The organism is Aeromonas australiensis (genome assembly GCF_000819725.1).
GTDB classification, from domain to species: domain Bacteria; phylum Pseudomonadota; class Gammaproteobacteria; order Enterobacterales; family Aeromonadaceae; genus Aeromonas; species Aeromonas australiensis.
In genome coordinates, this window is record NZ_CDDH01000075.1 from 19,391 (window position 1) to 40,388 (window position 20,998).

General features: G+C 61.3%; 17 protein-coding genes and 2 tRNA genes. 6 read left to right on the plus strand and 13 right to left on the minus strand.

Annotation, left to right across the window (positions count from 1 at the left end; translation table 11 throughout):
• The first annotated feature begins 159 nt into the window (after positions 1 to 159).
• Both seqA and pgm read left to right on the plus strand, forming a co-directional pair.
• Positions 160 to 669, plus strand: a complete 510-nt coding sequence (gene seqA, locus BN1117_RS14030; RefSeq protein ID WP_040098337.1) for a replication initiation negative regulator SeqA — start codon at positions 160 to 162, stop codon at positions 667 to 669.
• Positions 670 to 727: 58 nt separating this feature from the next.
• Complete coding sequence (pgm, locus tag BN1117_RS14035; RefSeq protein WP_040098339.1) at positions 728 to 2,377, plus strand: phosphoglucomutase (alpha-D-glucose-1,6-bisphosphate-dependent); 1,650 nt, start codon at positions 728 to 730, stop codon at positions 2,375 to 2,377.
• An 87-nt stretch (positions 2,378 to 2,464) separates the two neighbouring features.
• On the opposite strand, the gene BN1117_RS14040 is transcribed toward pgm, so the two are convergent.
• Positions 2,465 to 3,346, minus strand: coding sequence for a DMT family transporter (locus BN1117_RS14040; RefSeq protein WP_040098341.1), 882 nt, complete (start codon positions 3,344 to 3,346; stop codon positions 2,465 to 2,467).
• Positions 3,347 to 3,441: 95 nt separating this feature from the next.
• On the opposite strand from BN1117_RS14040, the gene BN1117_RS14045 reads away from it, so the two are divergent.
• A complete protein-coding gene (locus BN1117_RS14045) occupies positions 3,442 to 3,924 on the plus strand; it encodes a MarR family winged helix-turn-helix transcriptional regulator (RefSeq protein ID WP_005334289.1) in 483 nt (160 codons plus the stop codon).
• 47 nt (positions 3,925 to 3,971) lie between these two features.
• On the opposite strand, the gene mltB is transcribed toward BN1117_RS14045, so the two are convergent.
• From mltB to BN1117_RS14095, 10 genes are all read right to left on the minus strand, one after another.
• Positions 3,972 to 5,075 carry a lytic murein transglycosylase B gene (gene mltB / locus BN1117_RS14050; protein WP_040098343.1) on the minus strand — a complete coding sequence of 368 codons (1,104 nt, stop codon included), beginning with the start codon at positions 5,073 to 5,075 and terminating at the stop codon, positions 3,972 to 3,974.
• A gap of 132 nt (positions 5,076 to 5,207) precedes the next feature.
• Positions 5,208 to 5,810 carry a CDP-alcohol phosphatidyltransferase family protein gene (locus BN1117_RS14055; protein WP_040098344.1) on the minus strand — a complete coding sequence of 201 codons (603 nt, stop codon included), beginning with the start codon at positions 5,808 to 5,810 and terminating at the stop codon, positions 5,208 to 5,210.
• Positions 5,811 to 5,826: 16 nt separating this feature from the next.
• Positions 5,827 to 6,477, minus strand: coding sequence for an ATP-binding cassette domain-containing protein (locus BN1117_RS14060; protein ID WP_040098360.1), 651 nt, complete (start codon positions 6,475 to 6,477; stop codon positions 5,827 to 5,829).
• 29 nt (positions 6,478 to 6,506) lie between these two features.
• Entirely contained in the window at positions 6,507 to 8,135 is a 1,629-nt protein-coding gene (locus tag BN1117_RS14065; RefSeq protein WP_156129996.1) for an ABC transporter permease, read from the minus strand.
• 77 nt (positions 8,136 to 8,212) lie between these two features.
• A complete protein-coding gene (locus tag BN1117_RS14070) occupies positions 8,213 to 9,397 on the minus strand; it encodes an ABC transporter substrate-binding protein (RefSeq protein ID WP_040098346.1) in 1,185 nt (394 codons plus the stop codon).
• A gap of 17 nt (positions 9,398 to 9,414) precedes the next feature.
• A complete protein-coding gene (locus tag BN1117_RS14075; RefSeq protein WP_040098348.1) occupies positions 9,415 to 11,568 on the minus strand; it encodes an FAD-dependent oxidoreductase in 2,154 nt (717 codons plus the stop codon).
• The gene (locus BN1117_RS14080; protein ID WP_040098350.1) at positions 11,565 to 12,149 is read right to left on the minus strand and encodes a carboxymuconolactone decarboxylase family protein; all 585 of its coding nucleotides are present in this window, start codon (positions 12,147 to 12,149) and stop codon (positions 11,565 to 11,567) included. The genes BN1117_RS14075 and BN1117_RS14080 overlap by 4 nt, the downstream gene beginning before the upstream one ends.
• Positions 12,139 to 12,837 carry a DUF1499 domain-containing protein gene (locus tag BN1117_RS14085; RefSeq protein WP_040098351.1) on the minus strand — a complete coding sequence of 233 codons (699 nt, stop codon included), beginning with the start codon at positions 12,835 to 12,837 and terminating at the stop codon, positions 12,139 to 12,141. The genes BN1117_RS14080 and BN1117_RS14085 overlap by 11 nt, the downstream gene beginning before the upstream one ends.
• A gap of 179 nt (positions 12,838 to 13,016) precedes the next feature.
• Positions 13,017 to 13,295, minus strand: coding sequence for a peptidylprolyl isomerase (locus BN1117_RS14090; RefSeq protein ID WP_040066119.1), 279 nt, complete (start codon positions 13,293 to 13,295; stop codon positions 13,017 to 13,019).
• Positions 13,296 to 13,428: 133 nt separating this feature from the next.
• Positions 13,429 to 13,803 carry a hypothetical protein gene (locus tag BN1117_RS14095; RefSeq protein ID WP_005350568.1) on the minus strand — a complete coding sequence of 125 codons (375 nt, stop codon included), beginning with the start codon at positions 13,801 to 13,803 and terminating at the stop codon, positions 13,429 to 13,431.
• A 504-nt stretch (positions 13,804 to 14,307) separates the two neighbouring features.
• On the opposite strand from BN1117_RS14095, the gene tamA reads away from it, so the two are divergent.
• Both tamA and tamB read left to right on the plus strand, forming a co-directional pair.
• The gene (gene tamA / locus BN1117_RS14100; RefSeq protein ID WP_040098353.1) at positions 14,308 to 16,083 is read left to right on the plus strand and encodes an autotransporter assembly complex protein TamA; all 1,776 of its coding nucleotides are present in this window, start codon (positions 14,308 to 14,310) and stop codon (positions 16,081 to 16,083) included.
• On the plus strand, positions 16,080 to 19,862 hold the full coding sequence (gene tamB / locus BN1117_RS14105) for an autotransporter assembly complex protein TamB (RefSeq protein WP_040098355.1): 3,783 nt from the start codon (positions 16,080 to 16,082) through the stop codon (positions 19,860 to 19,862). The genes tamA and tamB overlap by 4 nt, the downstream gene beginning before the upstream one ends.
• A gap of 176 nt (positions 19,863 to 20,038) precedes the next feature.
• Here the strand turns inward: tamB and BN1117_RS14110 are convergent.
• Together BN1117_RS14110 and BN1117_RS14115 are read right to left on the minus strand one after the other, a co-directional pair.
• Positions 20,039 to 20,123, minus strand: a tRNA-Tyr gene (locus BN1117_RS14110).
• A 34-nt stretch (positions 20,124 to 20,157) separates the two neighbouring features.
• Positions 20,158 to 20,242, minus strand: a tRNA-Tyr gene (locus tag BN1117_RS14115).
• 124 nt (positions 20,243 to 20,366) lie between these two features.
• Between BN1117_RS14115 and BN1117_RS14120 the strand changes: the two genes are divergently transcribed.
• Positions 20,367 to 20,876 carry a VC2046/SO_2500 family protein gene (locus tag BN1117_RS14120; protein WP_040098357.1) on the plus strand — a complete coding sequence of 170 codons (510 nt, stop codon included), beginning with the start codon at positions 20,367 to 20,369 and terminating at the stop codon, positions 20,874 to 20,876.
• Positions 20,877 to 20,998 lie beyond the last annotated feature (122 nt).

Sequence of the window (20,998 nt, forward strand, 5' to 3'; positions counted from 1 at the left end):
TCCGGATCGGCTATCAGTGCGGCTGATCACACACTTGGCCCGCTATTATGCCGTATTCTCGATGAGATTCATGTACATCTGCCAGCCCCTTGCTTGGGCTGTCGGGTTTGCCTATGTATAATCGCCGCATCCGAATTTCGACGAGTCCAGCGCATCCCTATGAAAACCATCGAGCTTGATGACGATCTCTACTTCTATATCGCCAGCCAGACCCGGCACATTGGTGAGAGTGCCTCCGATATCCTGCGCCGTCTGCTGGAACAGCCTGCTCATCAAGGTGTGCCGGTTGCCGAGTACGTTGCCATCGCGCAGCCCAGTGCGGTAGCCACCCAGCAAGGGCTGCAAGCCCTGCTCGATTCCGGTGAGCTGAAAAAGGAAGAGAAGTCCATCAACCGCTTTATGCTGGTGCTCAGTACCCTCTACCGGGATAACCCGGAAGGCTTTACCCAGGCCACCGAAATCAAGGGGCGCAAGCGCGTCTATTTCTCGCAGGATCCCGAGGCTCTGCGCGCCAGTGGCAGCACCACCAAGCCCAAGCCGGTACCGGACACCCCGTTCTGGGTGATCACCAACACCAACACCAGCCGCAAGCAGAACATGGTGGCCCAGCTGATGGCCAGCATGGGCTATGGCGAAGAGGTGATCGCGCAGGTGTGTGGCGCCATTTAACGATTCTTCAAGACTCAGGCCTTGCCCGGCAAGGCCGCCATTACGCAAGGAAAACGCCATGGCTCAGCATTCCCACGCCGGTCAACCGGCCCGTTTAAGCGATCTGACCAACATCCCCCGTCTGGTCAGCGCCTACTACCTCAACAAGCCGGACATGAGCCGCCCCGAGCAGCGGGTTGCCTTTGGTACCTCCGGCCACCGTGGCAGTGCCTTGCACAGCGCCTTTACCGAATCCCATATTCTGGCGGTGACCCAGGCGCTGGTGGAGTATCGCCAGCAGGCCGGTATCACTGGCCCGCTGTTTGTCGGCATGGATACCCACGCCCTCTCCGAATCCGCCTTTGCCAGCGCCGTCGAAGTGCTGGCGGCCAACGGCGTCGAGACCCGCATTCAGGCTGGCCTCGGCTTTACTCCGACCCCGGTTATCTCCCACGCCATCCTGCGCCACAATGCAGGCAAACCGGCTGCCCGTGCTGACGGCGTGGTGATCACTCCGTCCCACAACCCGCCGGAAGATGGTGGCTTCAAGTACAACCCGCCTCACGGTGGCCCCGCCGAAGGAGAGATCACCAAGTGGGTCGAGGACCGTGCCAACGCGATTCTGGAAGCGGGTCTGGCTGGCGTGAAGCGGATGCCGTTCGCCGAGGCGCTCAAGAGCCCGTTCGTGGTGGAGCACGATTATGTGACCCCCTATGTGGATGATCTGAAGAACGTACTGGACATGGACGCCATCAAGAACGCGGGCATCAAGATCGGTGTCGATCCGCTGGGCGGCTCCGGCGTCGCCTACTGGGACGTCATCGCCAAGACCTATGGTCTGAACATCGAAGTGGTGAACTACAAGGTCGACCCGACCTTCTCCTTCATGACCCTGGATAAAGACGGCAAGATCCGGATGGACTGCTCCAGTCCGTTCGCCATGGCGAGCCTGATTGCCCTCAAAGACAAGTTCGACATCGCCCTTGGCAACGACCCTGACTACGACCGTCACGGCATCGTCACCAAGTCTGGCCTGATGAACCCGAACCACTATCTGGCGGTAGCAATCCAGTATCTGTTTACCCATCGCACCGGCTGGTCTGCGGATGCGGCCGTCGGCAAGACGCTGGTATCTTCCTCCATGATCGACCGGGTTGCCGGCGAGATTGGCCGCACCCTCAAAGAGGTGCCGGTCGGCTTCAAGTGGTTCGTGGATGGCCTCTACAGCGGCGAGTTCGGCTTTGGCGGCGAGGAGAGCGCGGGCGCCTCCTTCCTGCGCAAAGATGGCACCGTCTGGACCACTGACAAGGATGGCTTCATTCTGGCGCTGCTGGCGGCGGAAATTCTGGCGGTCACCGGCAAGGATCCGCAGGCTCATTACAACGCACTGGAAGCCAAGTTTGGCCGCTCCAGCTATCGCCGTATCGACGCCCCGGCCAACAGCGCCCAGAAAGCGGTGCTCTCCAAGCTGGATCCGGCACTGGTAGAAGCCTCAACGCTCGCTGGTGAGCCCATCATTGCCAAGCTGACCAAGGCACCTGGCAACGATGCCGCCATAGGCGGCCTCAAGGTAGTGACCGAGAACGGCTGGTTCGCGGCGCGCCCCTCCGGTACCGAGTCTATCTACAAGATCTATATGGAGAGTTTCAAGGGCGACGCGCACCTCGACCTCATCCAGCAGGAAGCCCAGCAGATCGTCTCCGCGGCACTGGCCAAGGCTGGTGTCTAAGCCGCCTTCGTGTTATTGACCGCTGACTAAAAAAGAGGAGCCGTCATGGCTCCTCTTTTTTATGCCAGGATCGGGGTTATCCGGCGTTTACCCCTTATTGCAGTGACCTGTGATCGCTTGGCTGGCTTGCCACCGCTTGACGAAGGGGCGAGCTGGCAGCTTCATCAGGAAGAGGGAGAGCAGGATCACCCCGATGCCGATCCACTGGCTGACATCCAGGGTTTCACCCACCATCAATACCCCAAGCGACACAGCCATCATGGGATTGGTGAGGGCCAGCATGCCCATCACCTCTGGGCCGTGGTGCTTTAATCCCCACAACCAGGCCCAGTAGCCCAGCGCGGTGTTGAGCAGGATCAACCAGAGCAATCCCGGCGCACTGGCCGGATCCGGTAACGGCATTGGGCCAGCCAGCCACCAGGCGAGCGGGATCAGCATCAAGCCCCCAAGCAGCAATTGCCATGCGGTCAGCGCCAGCAGATCGTTTACCGGCCAGTGGCGCATCCAGCGGCTTGATTGGCCGATCAGCACTGTGGCCAGCATGGCGCATGCAACTCCGACAGGATCCAGATTGGCAGAGGGGTTGAGCAACAGTAATACCCCAGCCAACCCCATCAATCCCAGCAGTAGCCATTTCAGGCTCGGTCGTGTGCCATCTTGCAACCAGGCCAGTAGCATCAGCACCAGCGGCAGGGTGGCACCAAGTGTACCTGCTACTGCCCCCGGCAGCCGGAAGGCTGCCACAAACAGCAAAGCGAAGAAGGCGGCAATGTTGCAAAACGCCAACAGGAACTGCTTGCCCCAGGGCAGAGGCGGCATGCGCGGATGCAACAGTAACAAGAGCAGTCCTGCAGGCAGTGCCCGCCATACGGCAACCCAGTAGGGTGAGTAGTCAGTCAGGTAGAGGCTGACGACAGCATAGGTGCTGCCCCAAAGCAGTGGAGCCAGCAAGGCGATCAGCATTGGCATTATTTATCTCTTCACAAAGTATCTTTAAGTGAAGATAAATTAGCGCCAAATTGATTTATCATCAAGTATCTCGATATAAAGATAAGTGGTTGGCGATGGAATCAGATCATGTAGACCTGCTGCTGGCTCAGTGGGCCCGGCAGCGACCGGATCTCGATTGTTCTCCTATGGGGGTGCTGGGTCGGGTAGCCCGGATGGCGGCAATTGCCGGTCGTGAGGTGAGTGAAGAGCTCAAGGAGTGCGGCCTGCTTGGCACGGACTTCGACATTTTGGCGACCCTGCGTCGGTCGGGTGAGCCACTGACGCCGACAGTGCTCTACCAATCGGCCATGTTGAGTTCGGGTGCCATGACGGCCCGGCTCGACAAGCTGGCCGAGCGGGGACTGATAGAGCGGCAAGCGGCGCCCAGCGATCGGCGCAGCCTGCTGGTCTGCCTCACCGAATCGGGCAAAGCGCTTATCGACCGAGCGGTTGAGCTGCACGTGGCCAACGAGCGTCGCCTGCTGGCGCCACTGACCGAGGCGGAGCAGGCTCAGTTAGCGGCACTGCTCAAACGCTGGTTGCTGGAAAACGAATAAAAAAACGGGCCAGCAGGCCCGTTTTTGTTGGCAAATCAGTGCTTGACTCAGTAACCGCCTTTGGCCTCTTTCACCGCCAGCCCCAGCTGCCATACCGCCATGGCGTAGTGGGTGCTGTGGTTGTAGCGGGTAATGGTGTAGAAGTTGGGCAGGCCGTACCAGTATTGGTAGCCGGTGCCCACATCGAGGCGCAGCAGGCTCGCCTCGTTGTGGTTGCCAAGGGTGCTGGTGGGAGTGAGCCCCGCACGGCGCAGAGTGGCAACCGGGTAGCGGGTTTTGAAGCCGTGCTCGTAGCCTGGCAGCTGACCCTGGCCACGTACTGCTACTGGCTGGTTTTGTTCCCAGCCGTGTGCCTTGAAGTAGTTGGCGACGCTGCCGATGGCATCCACCGGATCCCACAGGTTGGTATGGCCGTTGCCGTTGAAGTCCACCGCATAGCGCTGGAAGCTGGAGGGCATAAACTGGCCATAACCCATGGCGCCGGCATAGGAGCCCTGTGGCACGGTCGGGTCCATCCCCTCATCGCGGGTCATCACCAGGAAGGATTCCAGCTCGCCGGTGAAGAATTCGGCGCGACGCGGGTAATCAAACGCCAGGGTCGCTAGCGCATCCAGGATGCGGGTCTTGCCCATCACCCGGCCCCAGCGGGTTTCCACGCCAATGATGCCAACGATGATCTCGGGGGGAACCCCATACACCTGCTGAGCACGGTTCAGCTCGCTCTCGTATTCACGCCAGAAGTTGACGCCGTTCTGTACGTTGTCCGGGGTGATGAACTTGGCGCGGTAGCGATTCCAGGCGCCGGTCGGGCCGGTCGGCGGGGTGGTGGTCGGGGCCTGTGCATCCATCAGACGGATGATCCAGTCATAACGCTGTGCCTGTGCCAGCAGCTGGTGAAGCTCACTTCTGTTAAAGCCGTGCTGTTCGACCATCTTCTGGACGAATCGGTCCACATTGGGGCGATTGGCAAAATCCCCCTTGCTGACCCCGGGCCCTGTCACCAGTTGAGAGGCTGGTGTGCTGGCGGGTTTCTGAGTGAGAAAAGCGCTCTCGGGTTGGGGAACGACGACCTGCTTGGTTGGCGGGGGGCTGCTGCAGCCACCGAGGAGGGGGAACAACGACAGAGTGAGCAGTGAGGCAAGGCGACGCATAGGGTTCTCAAAGAGAGTGATAGAAGTGCCGTCATGGTAAAACATTGGTTCCGCTGCGCAAGTGTTCAGTGTGCCCTGTCCATCGCCAATTTATCGCGCGGTGGATTCGCGCTCTTGCGGAAGGACGGACGCTCAGCGCAAGGTATGGTAACCGCTCCAGAGCCGAGTCAGGGTGGTGATGGCGCAGAGCAGGGCAAAGCCGTAGGCGAGCGGGGCGAAGGCGGCGGGCCACAGGCACATCAGCACAAAGAGGGCGATCGTCTCGCTCCCCTCGGTGAGGCCGCCCAGATAGTAGAGGGACTTGTGGTGATAGACCGGATTGTCGATCCCCCGCTTTCCCGCCATGATGGCAAATGCCAGAAAGCTCGACCCTGTACCCATAAAGGCAAACAGCAGGGTGGCGGCGGGCAGCGCATTGGTAGGGACGGCGAGGGCAAAGCCCAGTACCACGGCGGCGTAGAAGATGAAATCGAGGGTGATGTCGAGAAAGCCGCCACAGTCGGTGATGCCGGTTTCCCGCGCCACGGCGCCATCGAGCCCGTCCAGCAAGCGGTTGAGCAGGATGGCCGCCAGTGCCCACTGATAGCAGCCAAAGGCCAGCAGCGGCAGCGCCAGCATGCCGATGGCAAAGCCGGTGAGGCTCACCTGATTGGCGCTGATCCCGGCACGGCAGAGCGGTTTGGCCAGCTGGGTGAGGGGGTTGCGGATCACGGGGATCAGGTGGCGATCAAACAAGATAAACACTCCTTGGTTAACAGTGGCATTCGGTGAGGTTGAGTATGGTGCCCGGCGCGTCTTCCGCATCGTGGGTCACCAGGATGGCGGGGATGGCTAGCGCCTTGATCCGGGCGAATACCAGCTCACGAAAGGCGGCCCGCAGTGGCTTGTCGAGGCGGGAGAAGGGCTCGTCCAGCAGCAGGGCGTCGGGTTCGGCCAATAGTGCCCGCAGCAGGCTGACTCGCGCCCGCTGACCCCCTGAAAGCTGTTGTGGCAGCTTGTCAGCCTGATCCGCCAGCGCGACCTGTGCCAATGCGGTCAGCGCCTTTTCCCGCCGCGCGCGTTTTCCCTTGATGGCCGCTGGCATGCCGAACATCAGGTTCTCCGCCACTGTCAGATGGTCAAACAGCAGGTCATCCTGAAACAGCATGCCGATGCGCCGTGCCTGCGGGGGCAAGGCGCTGACCCGCCGCTCGCCAAGTCTTATCTCCCCCTCCAGCCGGATCGGGCCGCTCCCCGTCAGCGCGCCGGGCAGTACCCCGGCGAGCCCTGCCAGCAGGGAGCTTTTACCGCAGCCGCTTGGCCCCATCAGGGTCAACACCTCGCCGGGAGCCACCTGCAGGGGGGGGAGCGAAAGCAGCAGATTTTCATCAAGGTAAAGTCGAAGAGGTGTGGTGCTTAGCATGGTGCCGTTGCCATGGTCAGAATTCATCGTCAGTGTGCCCTTGTGAGCGCCGGATTGATCCGCGCTGGCAGCCAGAGCGCCAGCAAATAGATAACGAGTGGCAGCAGCAGTTGCAGCAGGCCGTAGAGCCCCGCCAGCCGCCGGTTGAGGCCGCTGCCGATGGCCACCGCTTCGGTGGTGATGGTGACCACTCTGCCTGCGCCAAAGAGCAGGGTCGGCAGATATTGGGCCAGGCTCACCGTAGCCCCCACCGCAAAGGCAAACAGCAGCGGGCGCGCCAGCAGCGGCGCTTTGACCTGCCACCAGGCTCGCCATGGCGTGGCCCCCAGCAGCAGGGCGCTCTGGGTGATCCGCGAGTCGAACTGGCGATAGGGGCCATGCAGACACAAATAGACATAGGGAAAGACAAACAGCAGCTGGCTCCAGAGCACCCAGCCCCAGCCAATGCCGCTGCTTATCGAGTCATGAGCAAGCCAATCCAGCCCGAGCCGGATACCAAACAGCAGGCTGGCCTGTGGCAGCAAGAGCGGCAGGCAGATAAGCCAGAGTGGCCAGGGGCGGCGCCCCGCTTGTGCCTCCAGACTCAATACCGCCATTATCAGTGCCAGTCCCCCGCTCGCCAGTGCCAGCAGTGCACTGGTTGCCAGCAGCGGCAGCAGGGTTGGTAGCAGATCCTGCCAGTAGTGGCCGCTCCACTGGCTGGGCCAGAGGGCGGGAAAGGGCCAACGGCGCGCCAGCGACCAGAGCAGCAGGGCGCCCAGTACCACCAGATTGAGGGTGATCAGGGTGAAGGCAAAGCCTGCAGCGAACCGATTGGCAAAGGAGTGGGGCGCAGCCCGTTTGCCGTCGAGCCAGTGGCCCTTACCCATCTCTTTATGAAGCCACTCCAGTAATCTGAGCAGGGCGATGAGCAGCGCCGTGATGGCGAGCAGCAACAGGGCGCCGCTGGCGGTGGCACCGCGCCAGCGCAGGTCCGGGTCCTGATACCAGAGCCACAACCGCACCGCCAGCGGGGCGGGGGCATCGGGCCCGAGCAGCTGGGCGAGATCCACCACCGCCACACCATATGCCGCCACCGCATAGAGGGGCAGGCGCAGGGCTGGCCACAGCGCCGGTAGCAGCAGGCGCCACCAGATCTGGGGGGCGCTGAAGCCAAGGCTCGCCCCCAGCCACTGCTGGCGTACCAGCTGGATGGGTTGCTGTGCGGCCATCGCCATCAGCAGCAAAAAGGGGGTCTCTTTGAAAACGAGCAGTGCAATCAGCCCGAGCCCCCAAGGATCCCGAAGGGTCTGCCAGTCGGGGGGCAGATCAAACCCGGTCAGGGCTGGCGAGACGAGCCGTAGCAGCCAGCCGGAGGGGGCGAGCAGAAAGGCAAAGCCGATGGCAAAGGCGACGTGGGGCATGGCCAGCATGGGCGAGAGCAGACGACGGAGCAGGCCGAAAGCCCGGCTGTCGCTGTGTGCCAGCAGCAGGGCGGTCAACAGCAGACTACCGAGGGTGGAGGCGGCGCCAATCCACAAGCTCAGCGCTGCTGAGTGCCACAGGCCCGGCTGGGCCAGCAGCAAGGCGAGATGAGAGGCGGTCACCCCCTCCGCCAGCAGTTGCCACAGTCCCGCCAGCAATGGGATGACGAAGATCGCCAGATAAATGACCGCCATCCCAATATTCATACTGGGGTGGCGTGTCAAGCGGCGCCACGGGGTGGAGCGGGAACGCGGGTGACCAGCGACGTGCATCAGTGGCCGTAACGCTCGGCCCAGACAGCTTCCAGTTTGAGCTGCCAGCTGGGGTGAGGCTCGGCCACTGATTTGAAGCGCAGTGCCGGTTGTCCCTTGGCGGAGTCCGGCAGGGCATCGGCCCGCAGCACGCTGGGATCACCCCAGTACGCCGGATCAGCCTTGCGCGCCTGCGCCGCCGGGCTTAGCAGGAAGTTGGCGACAACCTTGGCACCGGCACGGGCACTGGCGTTGAAGGGGATGGCGAGAAAATGGCTGTTGGTGAGTGCTCCTCTCTCCATGGCGACTGCGACTACGCCGGGGGGCAGGGCGCCGGTTTGCACCGCACTTTCTGCTTCTTGCGGGTTGAAGCTGATGGCTATGGCCAGTTCGCCATCATCGAGCAGCTGGCGGGTTTCGGCGGCGCTGGTGGGGAACAGCTTACCCTTGCGCCAGAGCGCCGGGTGCAGCTCATCGAGCCAGGCCCAGAGCGGGGCGGTGACCCTGGCAAAGTTGGCATCGATTGCCTCCTGATAGAGGGGGGCGGGGTTTGGTGTCAACTCCAGCAGGATCTGCTTGAGAAAGCTGGAGCCGTGAAACTGGGGTGGTTTGGGATAAGTGAAACGGCCGGGATGGGCCTTGGCCCACGCCAGCAGGGCCGCTGCCGAGGTGGGCGGCGTGCTGACCTCTTTGCGGTTGAGCATCAGGTTGAGCTGGCCGATACCCCAGGGGGCCTCCAGCCCCTCCACCGGGATGGTGAAGTCCTCACTTACTGGCAGGCTGCTGTCGACCAGCGCCATGTTGGGCAGTACTTGAGTAAAGGGCGCACCGAGCAGCCCCTGCTCCTTGAGCGCCTTGAAGTTCTCGCCGTTGACCCAGAGCAGATCGATAGGGCCGCCAGCTTGCTTGCCCGCCTGCTGGTTGGCCAGCAGCTGACTGACGCTCTGGGCAATGTCATCTACCTTCACCTGTATCAGCTTGACCTGATAGTCACGGGCCAGCTCCTGCCCGGCCCACACCAGATAGGCGTTGATCTCCGGGCTGCCACCCCAGGCGTTGAAGTAGACGGTCTGCCCCTTCGCCTCCTCAAGGGTCTGTTGCCAATGGTCATCAGGGCTGGCTAACAGCGGGCCGCTGGCGAGCAGTGGCAGAGCGCACAGCAGATGGGTCAGTGAGCGTTTGAGCAGTGAGCATGGTGTGAGCATGAAGGTTCCCTTGATTGTCAGGCGCCACGGCGCCAGCGGTGATAACGGGCAAGCCAGGCCAGGATCCGGGTGGGCTGGTGGGCCCGTTTCCATTCACCGGCCACGTATTTATTCCCCTCCATCAGGGTGGGATAGGCGTGAATGGTGCCGAGGATCTTGCCAAGGCCGAGGCGGTGGCGCATGGCGAGCACGAACTCGGCGATCCGCTCGCCAGCGTGAGTGCCCACTATGGTGGCGCCAAGGATAGTCTCTTTGCCCGGCACGGTCAGCACCTCGACAAAACCGTGGCGTTCCCCATCGGCGATGGCGCGGTCCAGCTCGGCCAGCTCGAAGCGGGTCGCCTCGAAGGGGATCCCCTGCGCTTCGGCTTCCTTGCGATTGAGGCCGACCCGGGCAATCTCCGGCGTGGTGTAGGTGGCCGCCGGAATGACCCGATAGTCGGCCCGAAAGCGCTTGAACTGGCCAAACAGGGCATTGACCGCGGCATACCAGGCCTGATGGGCGGCGAAGTGGGTGAACTGGTAAGGGCCCGCTACGTCTCCCACCGCCAGTATGCTGGGGAAGTTGGTGGCAAGAAAGCCATCGACTGCGATGGTGCCGCGGGGGGCAAGCTCTACCCCTAACGCCTCGAGCCCGAAGCCGCTGACATTGGCGACCCGGCCCAGCGCCAGCAGCAGCTGATCCCCTTCCACCACCTGCGTCTCATCGCCCCGGCGCAGTTGTAGCCGGATGGGGAGTTCCCCCTCGGCTGCGGGCAGATAGTCGGCGCGCTCGGCGCGCCAGCCGGTGAGGAGTCGCACGCCATCGCGGCTCATCTGCTCGGCCAGGGCGTCGGCTACCTCCTGCTCTTCACGGGGCAGCAGTTGCTCCGAGAGTTCCACCAAGGTTACGGGAATGCCGAGCAGGGCAAAACTCTGGGCCAGCTCGCAGCCGATGGGGCCACCGCCCAGCACCAGCAGGTGGCGCGGCGGGGTGCGCAACTGCCAGAGCGTGTCCGAGGTAAGATAAGGCACCTGATCCAACCCCGGCAGCTTGGGCACCAACGGTCGGGCGCCGGTGGCAATAACGATATGGCGACTGGCGAGGCGCTGGCCGTTTACTTCCACCTCCCAGGGGGAGATCAGCCGTGCCTCCCCTTCGATGCACTCCACCCCAAGCCCCTGATAACGCTCGATGGAGTCGTGGGGCTCGACCTCCTTGATAACCTCAGCCACCCGCTCCATCACCGCCGCAAAATCGGCGCGGGAGTGGCTCGGGCTAAAGCCCAGCTCGTCGGCCTTGCGCTGCTCGGCGGCAAAGCGGGCGCTTCGGATCAATGCCTTGGAGGGGACACAACCGCTGTTGAGGCAATCGCCCCCCATCTTGTGCTTCTCGATAAGCGCCACTTTGGCCTTCACCGCCGCGGCGATATAGCTGGTGACCAGCCCACCGGCGCCCGCACCTATCACCAGCAGGTTGTAGTCATAGCGCGCGGGTTGGCGGTAGGGGGCGAGCTGGCGGCTCAGAGCGAGCTGGGCGGTCAATTTTTTGACCAGCCAGGGCATCAGCCCCAGCAGGGTCAGCGCCACCATCAGACCGGGGGAGAGAATGTTACCTGTGCTGGTCAGGGTCGCCAGCTCGCTGCCCGCCAGCACGAAGACGAAGGTGCCGGGCAGCATGCCAAGCTGGCTCACCCAGTAGTAGGTGCTGACTCTGATGGGGGTAAGCCCCATCAGCAGGTTGACCAGAAAGAAGGGGAAGACAGGGATGAGGCGCAGGCTCAGCAGATAGAAGGCCCCCTCCTTTGCCATGCCGGACTGAAAGGTAGCCAGCTTGTCGCCAAAGCGGGCGATGACCCAGTCGCGCAGTAGAAAACGGGCGCTGAGAAAGGCCAGGGTCGCACCAATGGAGCTGGCAAAAGAGACCAGCAGCAGCCCCCAGCCGACACCGAACACCGCGCTGCCCCCCAGGGTGAGCAAGCTGGCGCCGGGCAGGGAGAGGGCGGTACTCAGCACATAGAGAAGGACGAACAACAGGGCGGCGCTGGCGAAGTGTCGGTCGACCAGTGCGGCCAGCTCGGTTTGGCGGGCCTGCAATTGGGGCAGGGTGACATAGTGGCCAAGATCGAACAGAAAGAAGGTGGCGATCAGGCTGCTCATCACCAGCAACAGTAGCCAGCGGGCTCTGGTCATGGCTGTTTACCTTCGTTTGGGGCCTGAGGCCGTGCGGGCTGGACCGGCAGCTGGCAGAAGCCCTGCGGTGCGATATCGAGGGCGGCATTAAATTTGGCGGACATATTCTGGAAGGCGACAAGGCCGGTCAGCTCCACCATGGCATCGTCATCAAACCACAGCTTGAGGCGAGCAGCTTGTTCATCGCTCACCCCATCCAGCCCGGTCATCGCTTCGGTGTAGTCGAGCACCGCTTTCTCCCGCTCATCGAACAAGGGGCTTTCGCGCCAGTTGGCCAGTGCTTCTACCTTCTCGCTGGAACCAGCCCGCTTGATCAGGGTCATGGCGTTGATATCGACGCAAAAACGACACCAGTTGAGCTGGGAGACCCGCACCGTCACCAGCGAGCGCAGCACGGGGTCGATAGGGGAGCGCTTGCGGTTGATGACGCCGTAGAGGGTAGCAACGGCGGCAAACAGGCGCGGCGAGCGGCCCCAGCACTTGCCCGGAATAAGCACCTGACCATAGTTGCGCTGTTGCAGCCAGAAAAAGGGGCGGATAAACCAGGCATATTCCCGGTCGGGTTTGACCTCAATGCGCATCTTGTTCCTCAGCTTGTTTCATCATCTTGGGTTTGTAGGCTCCGCCCAGCCGTTCGTTCAGGCGGGTCAGGAAATCCTCGATCCGTGCCCGGTTGGTGCCCAGATCGCTTTGCCCCTGACGTGAGGCCGATCGCATATCGATGCGGGTCTCTCTCGGGCCGGCAAAGATCCTTAGCGCCACATCATCCTGAAAGCCGAACCAGGGGGTAGTGGCCACGGCATCCAGACCATCGGGGCTTGGTCGTACCTGCCAGCCCAGCTCCTGCATCAGATCGCTGGCTTCAACCAGCACGTCAGCAGGCATGACTCTGGTAAAGAGAGGACCGGGATTCCTTTCAAATGCTTTCAGCGGGGCGCTATTTATTGGCAGATCCTGCGCCGTTCTGAGCTCTGTCGCCCAGCGCAGCTGCGGAGGATGATAGGGATCTGTGCTCACATCATTGGTGAGTGGCATGCGCAGAGCCCGCTCCACAAAGAGCAGCGGCAGCAGCAGTGGCAAGGCGCCAAGGCTGCTGGCGTAGCGGTTGCGGCTCCAGGGCAGGCGCACCAGCAAGATCAGGGAGAGAAGGGCTCCGATGAGACAGATCGCAAAACCTGTCCACCAAGGCCAGAGATGAAAGCGGCTGCCGAGGGCGCCAGCGAGCGGGAGTAACCAGGCCAGCAGGGGCCACAGGCAAGAGCGGGGCATAGCACGGGATCCATCGTCGAATGTGGACAATGTCGAGAAGGATAAACTTAATTGCCTGATAACGTTAGTAAATTGATGCGAGCTTGGGGTTGTTTCGGCCAGTTTTGCGAGGGGAATGCAGAGGGCGGTGAAGCCCGCAGCATGGAAGCTTCACCGAGGGAATGGTCAGTTGCGATGGGTTAATTGCGATAGAGTACCTTGATCAGATGGAAGCCGAACTTGGTGCGCACCGGCCCCAGCACCTTGAGCAGTTCGCCCTTGAAGACGGCATCGTCAAATGCCTTCACCATATCTCCTTTGGAAAACTCTCCCAAATCACCAAAACGCTTGCCGGAGGGGCAGGTGGAGAAGCGTTTGGCCATCTGGCCGAAGTCGGCTCCCTTCTCGATCTTCTCCTTGATCTCCAGACACTGTTTTTCGGTCTTGACCAGAATGTGCTGGGCACAGGCTTTTTTCATCGGGGCGCTCCTGGGAGTGATGGCGAAGGTTGTTAACGCCAAGTGTGGTGGCAAATGGGGGCGCAAGAGTACCCCAAATTGCCACCGGCGTCAGCCATCACAGCCCGCCATTTACCGGCGCTCGTCCGCCCTGTTATTGGCGAGCGCGGGTGGCCAGCACGGCGCGGGGACGTGCTTGCCAGATGATCTCCAGCCCGAGCAGGGCGTAGAGGCTCCAGATAGCCAGCGGATTGAGCCACTCACCCCCCAGTTGCAGGGTCATCAGGGCGCAACCTGCCAGCAGCAAGGTGATCCCCGGCAGCCGCCAGTGGACGGGCAGGGGGGCCAGCATCGCCATCGCCAGCAGAATGCCGAGGCCAAACGGCAGGTTCAGGGCGGTAAAGGCCAGCGCCTGTTGGCCACTCATGCCGGTCAGCAGGGCCAGCAGGGCGCTGCAACAGGCGAGAAAGGTGATGAACTCGAGACGATCGGCAATATAGTCAGCCATCTGTTCGCTACGTGCATGCATGATGTGTCTCCTTTAAGTTGATGGTTCAAGTGTGAGGTAGCCTTGCCAACAAAGAGAGCGGGATAATTCGATTGAGCTGAACGAGCAACTCTTAATCAGAGGAACCTTGGTGTTGGGTTAGTTTGATTGCTGGCTCTGGGTAAGCTGTGACCATGACCGACAAACTGTGTCGTGATGGATACATAGGGTGAAGGTAGGTAGCGAAGATGCTGTTTGGTGTCAGTCATCATCTTGACGAGACATGGCAACGCCCTACCTGTGGCACGGGGTGTCGGTATTGTCACCAACATGCAGAATTTGTGCTCAACCTCTTAAAAGATATGGTGAATTTGCCAGTGATGCTGCGCTGTTGCCAGCCAATGCCTATGTTAGGATAAGATTCGCCATTGTTCTGGCGCGCCTTGTTGTGTCACGGCCATGCTCGGTATGGCGTGCTGCGCCGCTTTCGGGGTTAGCCCGAAAGGGCGCTGGTTTCCTTCACCACAGATTCAGGAATATTGACCTTTGACAGGATGCATTTCATCCCTGCTGGCAGGGCGTTCACTGTCCGGCCCAGCTTTTTACCGCGGCCTGCGGATACTGGGGGTGGGCCTGTTGCTGTCACTACTGGCGTCACCTGCATTTGCTGCCAAGCTCACCTATCAGGTCAAGGGGTTGAGAGGGGAGAACAGGGATAACGTCGAAGCCTACCTCAATGCCCTGCCGGTTTATCAGGAGCGGCAATACCGTCCGGCCCGCGCCAAAATCACCGAGAGCGTGCAAAAGGCGCTGCAGGTATATGGCTACTACCAGCCGAAGATCACCCTGAGCCGTGACAAGAAAACCCCGTCCAAAGTGGTGATTGAGGTGGACAAGGGGGAGCCGGTTATCATCAGCCGCCTCGATATTCTGCTGCAGGGGGATGCGGGCAGCGACGAGCTTTACAGCGCCCTGCTGGACAAGTTGCCCCTCAAAGAGGGGGATCCCCTCAATCACGGTAAATATGAATCCATCAAGGCCGATCTCGGCAGCCTCGGGCTGGCCCGCGGTTACTTTGATGCCAAGCTGAGCAAGAGTGAGGTCAAGGTGTTCCCGGACAAGGGGACGGCGGAGATCTTCATTCTGTTCGAGTCGGGCCATCGCTACCGTTTCGGCGAGATCCGCTACGATGCCACCCCCGAAGCGCTCCGTCTTATTCGCCCGCTTATTACCGTCAAGAGCGGTGACCCCTATCTCGCCATCCGTCTGGCCGAGATGTCGCAGGATGTCTCCTCCACCAAGCTGTTCCGTCAGGTTGATATCAAGCCGGTATTGAGCGAGGCGAGCAACTATCGGGTGCCTATCGCAGTGACCCTGGATAACCGGGTCGATCACGAAATTGAGGCCGGTATCGGCTACGCAACCGATGTAGGCCCACGGATGAGTGCCACCTGGGAGAAGCCCTGGGTCAACCGCTATGGTCACCGACTGTTTGCTACCGCCAAGGTGTCGGCGCCGGAGGCTGAGCTCAGCTTCGATTATCAGATCCCGGTGGGCAACCCACTGCGTGATTACTACTCGGTGCAGACCGGTTATCAGTACAAGGACAACAACGATACCCGTTCAGACCTTACTACCATAGGGGTTCACCGCTGGACGCGGCGGCCGGAGAGTTGGGATCGGGATGTCTTTATCCGGCTGGAGAATGAGATCTATACCCAGGGTGTCGACCAGGGGAACAGCTTGCTGCTGATCCCCGGGGTCTCCTGGTCCCGGCTGAGGATGCGTGGTGGCTTGGTGCCCGACTGGGGGGATCGCCAGCAGCTGACGCTGGAGTTCTCAGATCCCTGGTGGGGGTCTGATATCAGCTTTATGCGGGTGTGGGGGCGCAGCAAGTGGCTACGCACCCTGGGGGATGACCACCGCTTCCTGATGCGGGCCGAGCAGGGGGCCATCATAGGTGACAGCTTCTCGTTGGTGCCGCCTTCATTGCGTTTCTTTACCGGTGGCGATCAGACGGTGCGTGGCTTTGGTTACGAGACCATCTCCCCTACCGGGCCGGATGGCAAGCTGATCGGGGGTCGCTATACCAGCGTGGCCAGTCTGGAATATAACTACCGCTTCAGCGAGAAGTGGCTGGGAGCCATGTTTGTGGATGGCGGCACCTCCACCACCGATTACAGCGAGCCCTGGAAGATAGGTACCGGCGTCGGTGTACGCTGGGTTACCCCCATCGGTCAGGTGCGGCTGGATCTGGCGGTCGGGATCTCGGAAGAAGAGAAGCCCTTGCGGCTGCATTTCGCCTTGGGGCCTGAATTATGATCTGGTTAAAACGCATTGTCCTCTGGCTAATGGGGCTGGTGTTTCTGCTGCTCATCGGCGTCAGCTTGCTGGGCTTCACCCATCAGGGTAACAAGTGGTTGTGGCAACAAGCCAAGGGGGCGCTGCCTTCCCTCAAGGGGGAGCTGGTGGCCGGTCAGCTTGGCTATGGCTGGACCCTGGAAGGGGCGGGCTGGCAGGATGAGCTGGTAGATGTGACGGTGGATCGCGCCGTGCTCGACTGGGATCTGGGCAAATTGCTGCAGGGCAAGCTCTGGATAAAATCTCTGGTGTTGAGCCATCCGGTGGTCAAGGTAGCCGATTCTGACCCCGCACCGGAAGCGCCTTCCGAACCCTTTGTCTGGCGCCCGCTGCCACTCAAGATCCAGGTCGACAGCCTCAAGGTAGCCGATCTCGACCTGGCGGTGCCCGGCGTGGCAGTGACCCTGGGCTCCCTCGATATCGGCGCTACCCTCAGTCGCAAGGGCTTGATTGTGCGCGGCCCGGTGCTCGATAACCTGAAGGTCACGCTGGCAGGGGCTGCCCCTGCCAACGTGGAGGAGCAATCTGCCAAGCCGCCAGCCACCGCGACAACAAAGAGCGACAAGGCCAGCGCCAAAACCATCAAACAGGGCAAAAGGGCGCCAGCTGCAAATACGGCACAGGCAGCCCCCATTCTCCTGCCCGCCATTCACCTTCCTTTCCCCATCCAGCTGGAAGGGGTCAGTGCGACCCGGGTGGAATATAAGCAGGACGAGCTGATTGAAGGGATCGACAAACTGCTACTGTCGGCCACAGCCGTCGATGATCGCATCGAGGTGCGCGAACTCTCGCTGCGCCACGCCATGGCCGATCTGGCGCTAAAAGGCCATATCCAGCTCAATGACGACTACCCACTGGCGGTGACGCTGGATGCCAAGGCCCGCAAGGGGCTGCTGGATGGTGAACTGAAAGGACAACAGGCCACCCTGGCGCTGAGCGGTTCAGTCGGCAAGCTCGGGTTGGCACTGTCGGCCAAGGGGCCGCTCGCCGCCCATCTCAAGGGCTCTCTGGCTGCCCTCGACCCTGATCTCCCTTTTGATCTGGCCCTCGATTGGAAGGGGCTTGGTTGGCCACTTCATAAGCCTGCCAACGATGAGCCGAGCTATCGGTTGGGCAAGGGGAGCCTGACAGCCAAGGGCACACTCTCCGGCTACCAGTTTGCCCTCAATACCTCCGGCAAGGGGAGCGATGTGCCCCCCTTCAAGCTTGCGCTGGACGGGAAAGGAGATCTGGATCGGCTCAGCAAGATCGCCTTGCAGCTCAATGCTCTTAAAGGGGAGCTGAAGCTCGATGGCAAGCTGGCCTGGAACAAGGGGCTCGAGTGGCAAGGAACCACTCTGTTCAAGGGGATCAATCCGGCCGAGCTGCTGCCTGAGCTGACAGGGACGCTGGCCGGCGAGCTGGAGAGCCGCTTCGTGATGAACGAAGCGGGCCACTGGGAGCTGAAACTGCCGAAGATCAAGGTGGATGGCAAGCTCAACCAGTACCCGCTGGCCCTCAAGGGAGAGCTCAGCGGCAACGACAAGATGGAGTGGCAGATCCCGGCGCTCTCACTGCAAAGTGGCCCCAACCAGCTGCAAGCGCAGGGCAGGATCAGCAGCGCTCAGTGGCGGCTCGATGCCAACCTGCAGGCCCCCCGGCTGGGGGGCATCTATCCCGGCCTGAAAGGGGATATCCAGGGGCAGGTGAAGGTGAGCGGTAGTCAGCAGAGACCGGAAATCGATGCAGATCTGGCCTCTGGACGACTCTATTATGCTGGCACCGATCTGAAAGGGATGACCCTCAAGGGTAACGTCGTGATGGGGGACAAACCAGCAGGGGAGCTTGCGCTGTTGGTGGCGCAGCTGAAACAGGGGGGGACCAAGCTCAGCCAGCTGGCCCTGAACCTCAGCGGCGATATCAGTCAGCATCTGCTGACCCTGACCATGAAGGGGGATCCTGTTGCTGCCAACCTCAAACTGGCTGGCGGCGTGCGCGGGGATCACTGGCGCGGGGCGCTTTCCGAGTTGCGGTTGAAAACCCCGCTGCGCCGTTGGGACTTGAGCTCCCCCTGGGCGCTGGATCTCGATCTGCCGCGTCAGCGGCTGGCGATGGGGGATCTCTGCCTCGGCTCCCAGGGTGCCAGCTTCTGCGTCAAGGGGAGTCAGGTTTCCGCAGCGCAGGGTACCCTGGAGTTTGCCCTGAGCGAGTTCGATCTCAAGCGGCTGCGCCCCTGGTTGCCGGACAACTTCCGCTGGCAGGCGATGCTCTCGGCCGATGGCCGTGCCAGCTGGCGTGGCAATCAGCCGACCCTGCATGCAGTGGTGCGCACTACCCCGGGCACTTTTGTCGCCGATGGTATCAAAACTGACTATCAACAGCTGGCACTTGCCCTGGAGTTCGAGCAGCAGCAGGCGGCCATTCGCCTCGATTTCGCCTCCAAGCAGATCGGCCATATCGATACCGATCTGCTGATCAGGGAGCCTGCCGGTCGTGCGCTGCTCGGTGGTCAGCTCAAGTTTGACGATCTCAAGCTCAATACTTTTGCGCCGCTTATCCCGGAGGTGCGATCCCTGCAAGGGATTATCTCCGCCGATGCCCGTTTCGATGGTACCCTGGCGGCTCCCTTGCTGTTTGGCCAGCTCAACCTGCGTGACGGTGAAGTGCAGACTCACTCCGACATGGTGACCCTGACCAAGCTGGTGACTCGCCTCAAGATCGAGGGCAATCGTGCCGAGCTCGATGGTTCCATGCTGGTGGGCAAGGGACCGCTGGCGTTGGGCGGCTGGCTCAGCTGGGCCAAGATGCCCATCAGCGGTAGCCTCACCATTCAGGGCAAGGATCTGGCTGCGCAATATCCGGGCATGGGCCGGGTCAGGCTCTCTCCCGATATTGCCGTGTCGCTCGGCGAGGAGACCCGCATCACCGGCCAGGTTGATATTCCCTGGGCGCGTATTCTGGTCAAGAGCCTGCCGGATTCGGCGGTGGCGCTCTCTGACGATGTGACCGTGGTTTATGATGATCTGCCCCCGCCACCCAAGCAGGTCAGTTTGCCGCTGGCGATGAAGGTGGCGATCCGTCTTGGCAACGATGTGAAGCTCGATGCCATGGGGCTGAGAACGGATGTCTCCGGCGGCCTCAATATCCGACAGGAGCCCGGCAAGCCACTGGCAGGCAATGGCCAGCTGGTGCTGACCAATGGTCGTTTCAAGGCATATGGCCAGAACCTCATCATCAAGGAGGGGCGGATCCTCTTCTCCGGTCCGCTGGACCGGCCATTCCTCAATATCGAGGCCAACCGGGATCCCGATACCATTGAGGGTCAGGTGACGGTCGGGGTGCGGGTGACCGGCCCTGCCAGCAAGCCGGAGATCACTGTCTACTCGGAGCCGCAGATGGCGCAGTCGGAACAGCTCTCCTATCTGCTGCGCGGCAAAGGATTGCAGACCAGCGGCGAGGATGGTGGTTTCAACGGTCTGCTGGTGGCCGGGGCGGTGAGTCAGGCCAGCGGCGTGGTGTCGAGCATTGGCGAGTCGCTGGGGATGAGCGATGTCTCCCTCGATACCGCGGGCAGTGGCGACAACACTCAGGTGACCCTGTCGGCCTATCTGCTGCCAGGTTTGCAGTTCCAGTACGGGGTTGGGGTCTTTAGCCCCATCGCCGAATTCAAGTTGCGCTACGAGGTATTGCCACGGCTCTATCTGCAGGCGATGAGCGGGGTGGCTCAGGCGGTCGACATCTTCTATCGCTTCACCCTGTAACGCTTTGCCCTGTCACAGGGTAGAGATGAGAGTAAAACGGGCGGCGCAGGCCTCCCGTTTTTTATTGCGCGATCGGCAGCCGGCAAACGGCGATACAGGGCAGCAGTGCAGAGGAACAACGGATGGGGCATGCCAGAAATGCGAAAACCCGGCACCAGGCCGGGTTTTCTGAATGATGGTGGAGGGAGAAGGATTCGAACCTTCGAAGGCAGAGCCGTCAGATTTACAGTCTGATCCCTTTGGCCGCTCGGGAACCCCTCCACGGGGTATTGCTGTTAACTTGTCGCACTTGAAATGGTGGAGGGAGAAGGATTCGAACCTTCGAAGGCAGAGCCGTCAGATTTACAGTCTGATCCCTTTGGCCACTCGGGAACCCCTCCACAAGTGCGAGGCGCATACTAACAGATCTTCGGGTTTTGGGAACCCCCAAGGCGGATTTTTCCATTAAAAGAATTGGATTTATGGCCGATAACCAGTGAAATCGTCATTTTCGAGAGTTATCTCATGCTGCCCAGTTCAATCCGTAATCACCTGCTCGTTGATGAGGGTCAGTTGGGGCAGCGCCTCAACCGTGACCTGCAGCATGGGGACCGAGCGGATTTCCGATTGCATCTGGCCCTGCTCAGCGATGCAGTCGAGGAGCAGCCTTGGTTTGATACCAAACCGGCGATTGACCCGGATAGCCGAGACTGGCGTCAACACTTCGAGCTGAGGCCGCCTGAGGTGCTGGTGGCCGAGGGGCAGGGAAGCGACTGCAGTGTCATCAATGAGCGGTTGCAACAGGGGGGAAGCATGGTGGATGTGCGGCTCTGGCTGGCGCTGCAAACACCGCCGCTGGCGGTCAAGCAACCATTTCTGGATGAGGCTGTCTACGAGAACCTGTCACCGCTGGCGCGGGAGCGGTTGCGAGGAAAGCTGGCCGATATGCCACGCCAGGAGGATCCGCTGGTACTGTTGCCCATCCTCGAACGCTTGCAACAGGGGGTAGATACCCGGTTACACTGGCTCAGTTGATGGCGCCACTTCACTGCTGTAATGCTGTGCTTGCGGGGTAAATCACAAGCGACAAAAAGGCGGGTTACCCCGCCTCAGACTGCTGACAAACCCCTGGACGCTGATCCCGGGGTTTGATCTAA

Bases quoted from the DNA above. Each gene is read 5' to 3' on its own strand.
- BN1117_RS14075 (WP_040098348.1), bottom strand. From the start codon at position 11,568: ATGACCAGAGCCCGCTGGCTACTGTTGCTGGTGATGAGCAGCCTGATC.
- BN1117_RS14095 (WP_005350568.1), bottom strand. From the start codon at position 13,803: ATGCATGCACGTAGCGAACAGATGGCTGACTATATTGCCGATCGTCTC.
- BN1117_RS14065 (WP_156129996.1), bottom strand. From the start codon at position 8,135: ATGGCGGTCATTTATCTGGCGATCTTCGTCATCCCATTGCTGGCGGGA.
- BN1117_RS14085 (WP_040098351.1), bottom strand. From the start codon at position 12,837: ATGCCCCGCTCTTGCCTGTGGCCCCTGCTGGCCTGGTTACTCCCGCTC.
- pgm (WP_040098339.1), top strand. From the start codon at position 728: ATGGCTCAGCATTCCCACGCCGGTCAACCGGCCCGTTTAAGCGATCTG.
- BN1117_RS14120 (WP_040098357.1), top strand. From the start codon at position 20,367: ATGCTGCCCAGTTCAATCCGTAATCACCTGCTCGTTGATGAGGGTCAG.
- BN1117_RS14060 (WP_040098360.1), bottom strand. From the start codon at position 6,477: ATGCTAAGCACCACACCTCTTCGACTTTACCTTGATGAAAATCTGCTG.
- BN1117_RS14080 (WP_040098350.1), bottom strand. From the start codon at position 12,149: ATGCGCATTGAGGTCAAACCCGACCGGGAATATGCCTGGTTTATCCGC.
- BN1117_RS14040 (WP_040098341.1), bottom strand. From the start codon at position 3,346: ATGCCAATGCTGATCGCCTTGCTGGCTCCACTGCTTTGGGGCAGCACC.
- BN1117_RS14045 (WP_005334289.1), top strand. From the start codon at position 3,442: ATGGAATCAGATCATGTAGACCTGCTGCTGGCTCAGTGGGCCCGGCAG.
- seqA (WP_040098337.1), top strand. From the start codon at position 160: ATGAAAACCATCGAGCTTGATGACGATCTCTACTTCTATATCGCCAGC.
- BN1117_RS14090 (WP_040066119.1), bottom strand. From the start codon at position 13,295: ATGAAAAAAGCCTGTGCCCAGCACATTCTGGTCAAGACCGAAAAACAG.
- BN1117_RS14070 (WP_040098346.1), bottom strand. From the start codon at position 9,397: ATGCTCACACCATGCTCACTGCTCAAACGCTCACTGACCCATCTGCTG.
- mltB (WP_040098343.1), bottom strand. From the start codon at position 5,075: ATGCGTCGCCTTGCCTCACTGCTCACTCTGTCGTTGTTCCCCCTCCTC.
- tamB (WP_040098355.1), top strand. From the start codon at position 16,080: ATGATCTGGTTAAAACGCATTGTCCTCTGGCTAATGGGGCTGGTGTTT.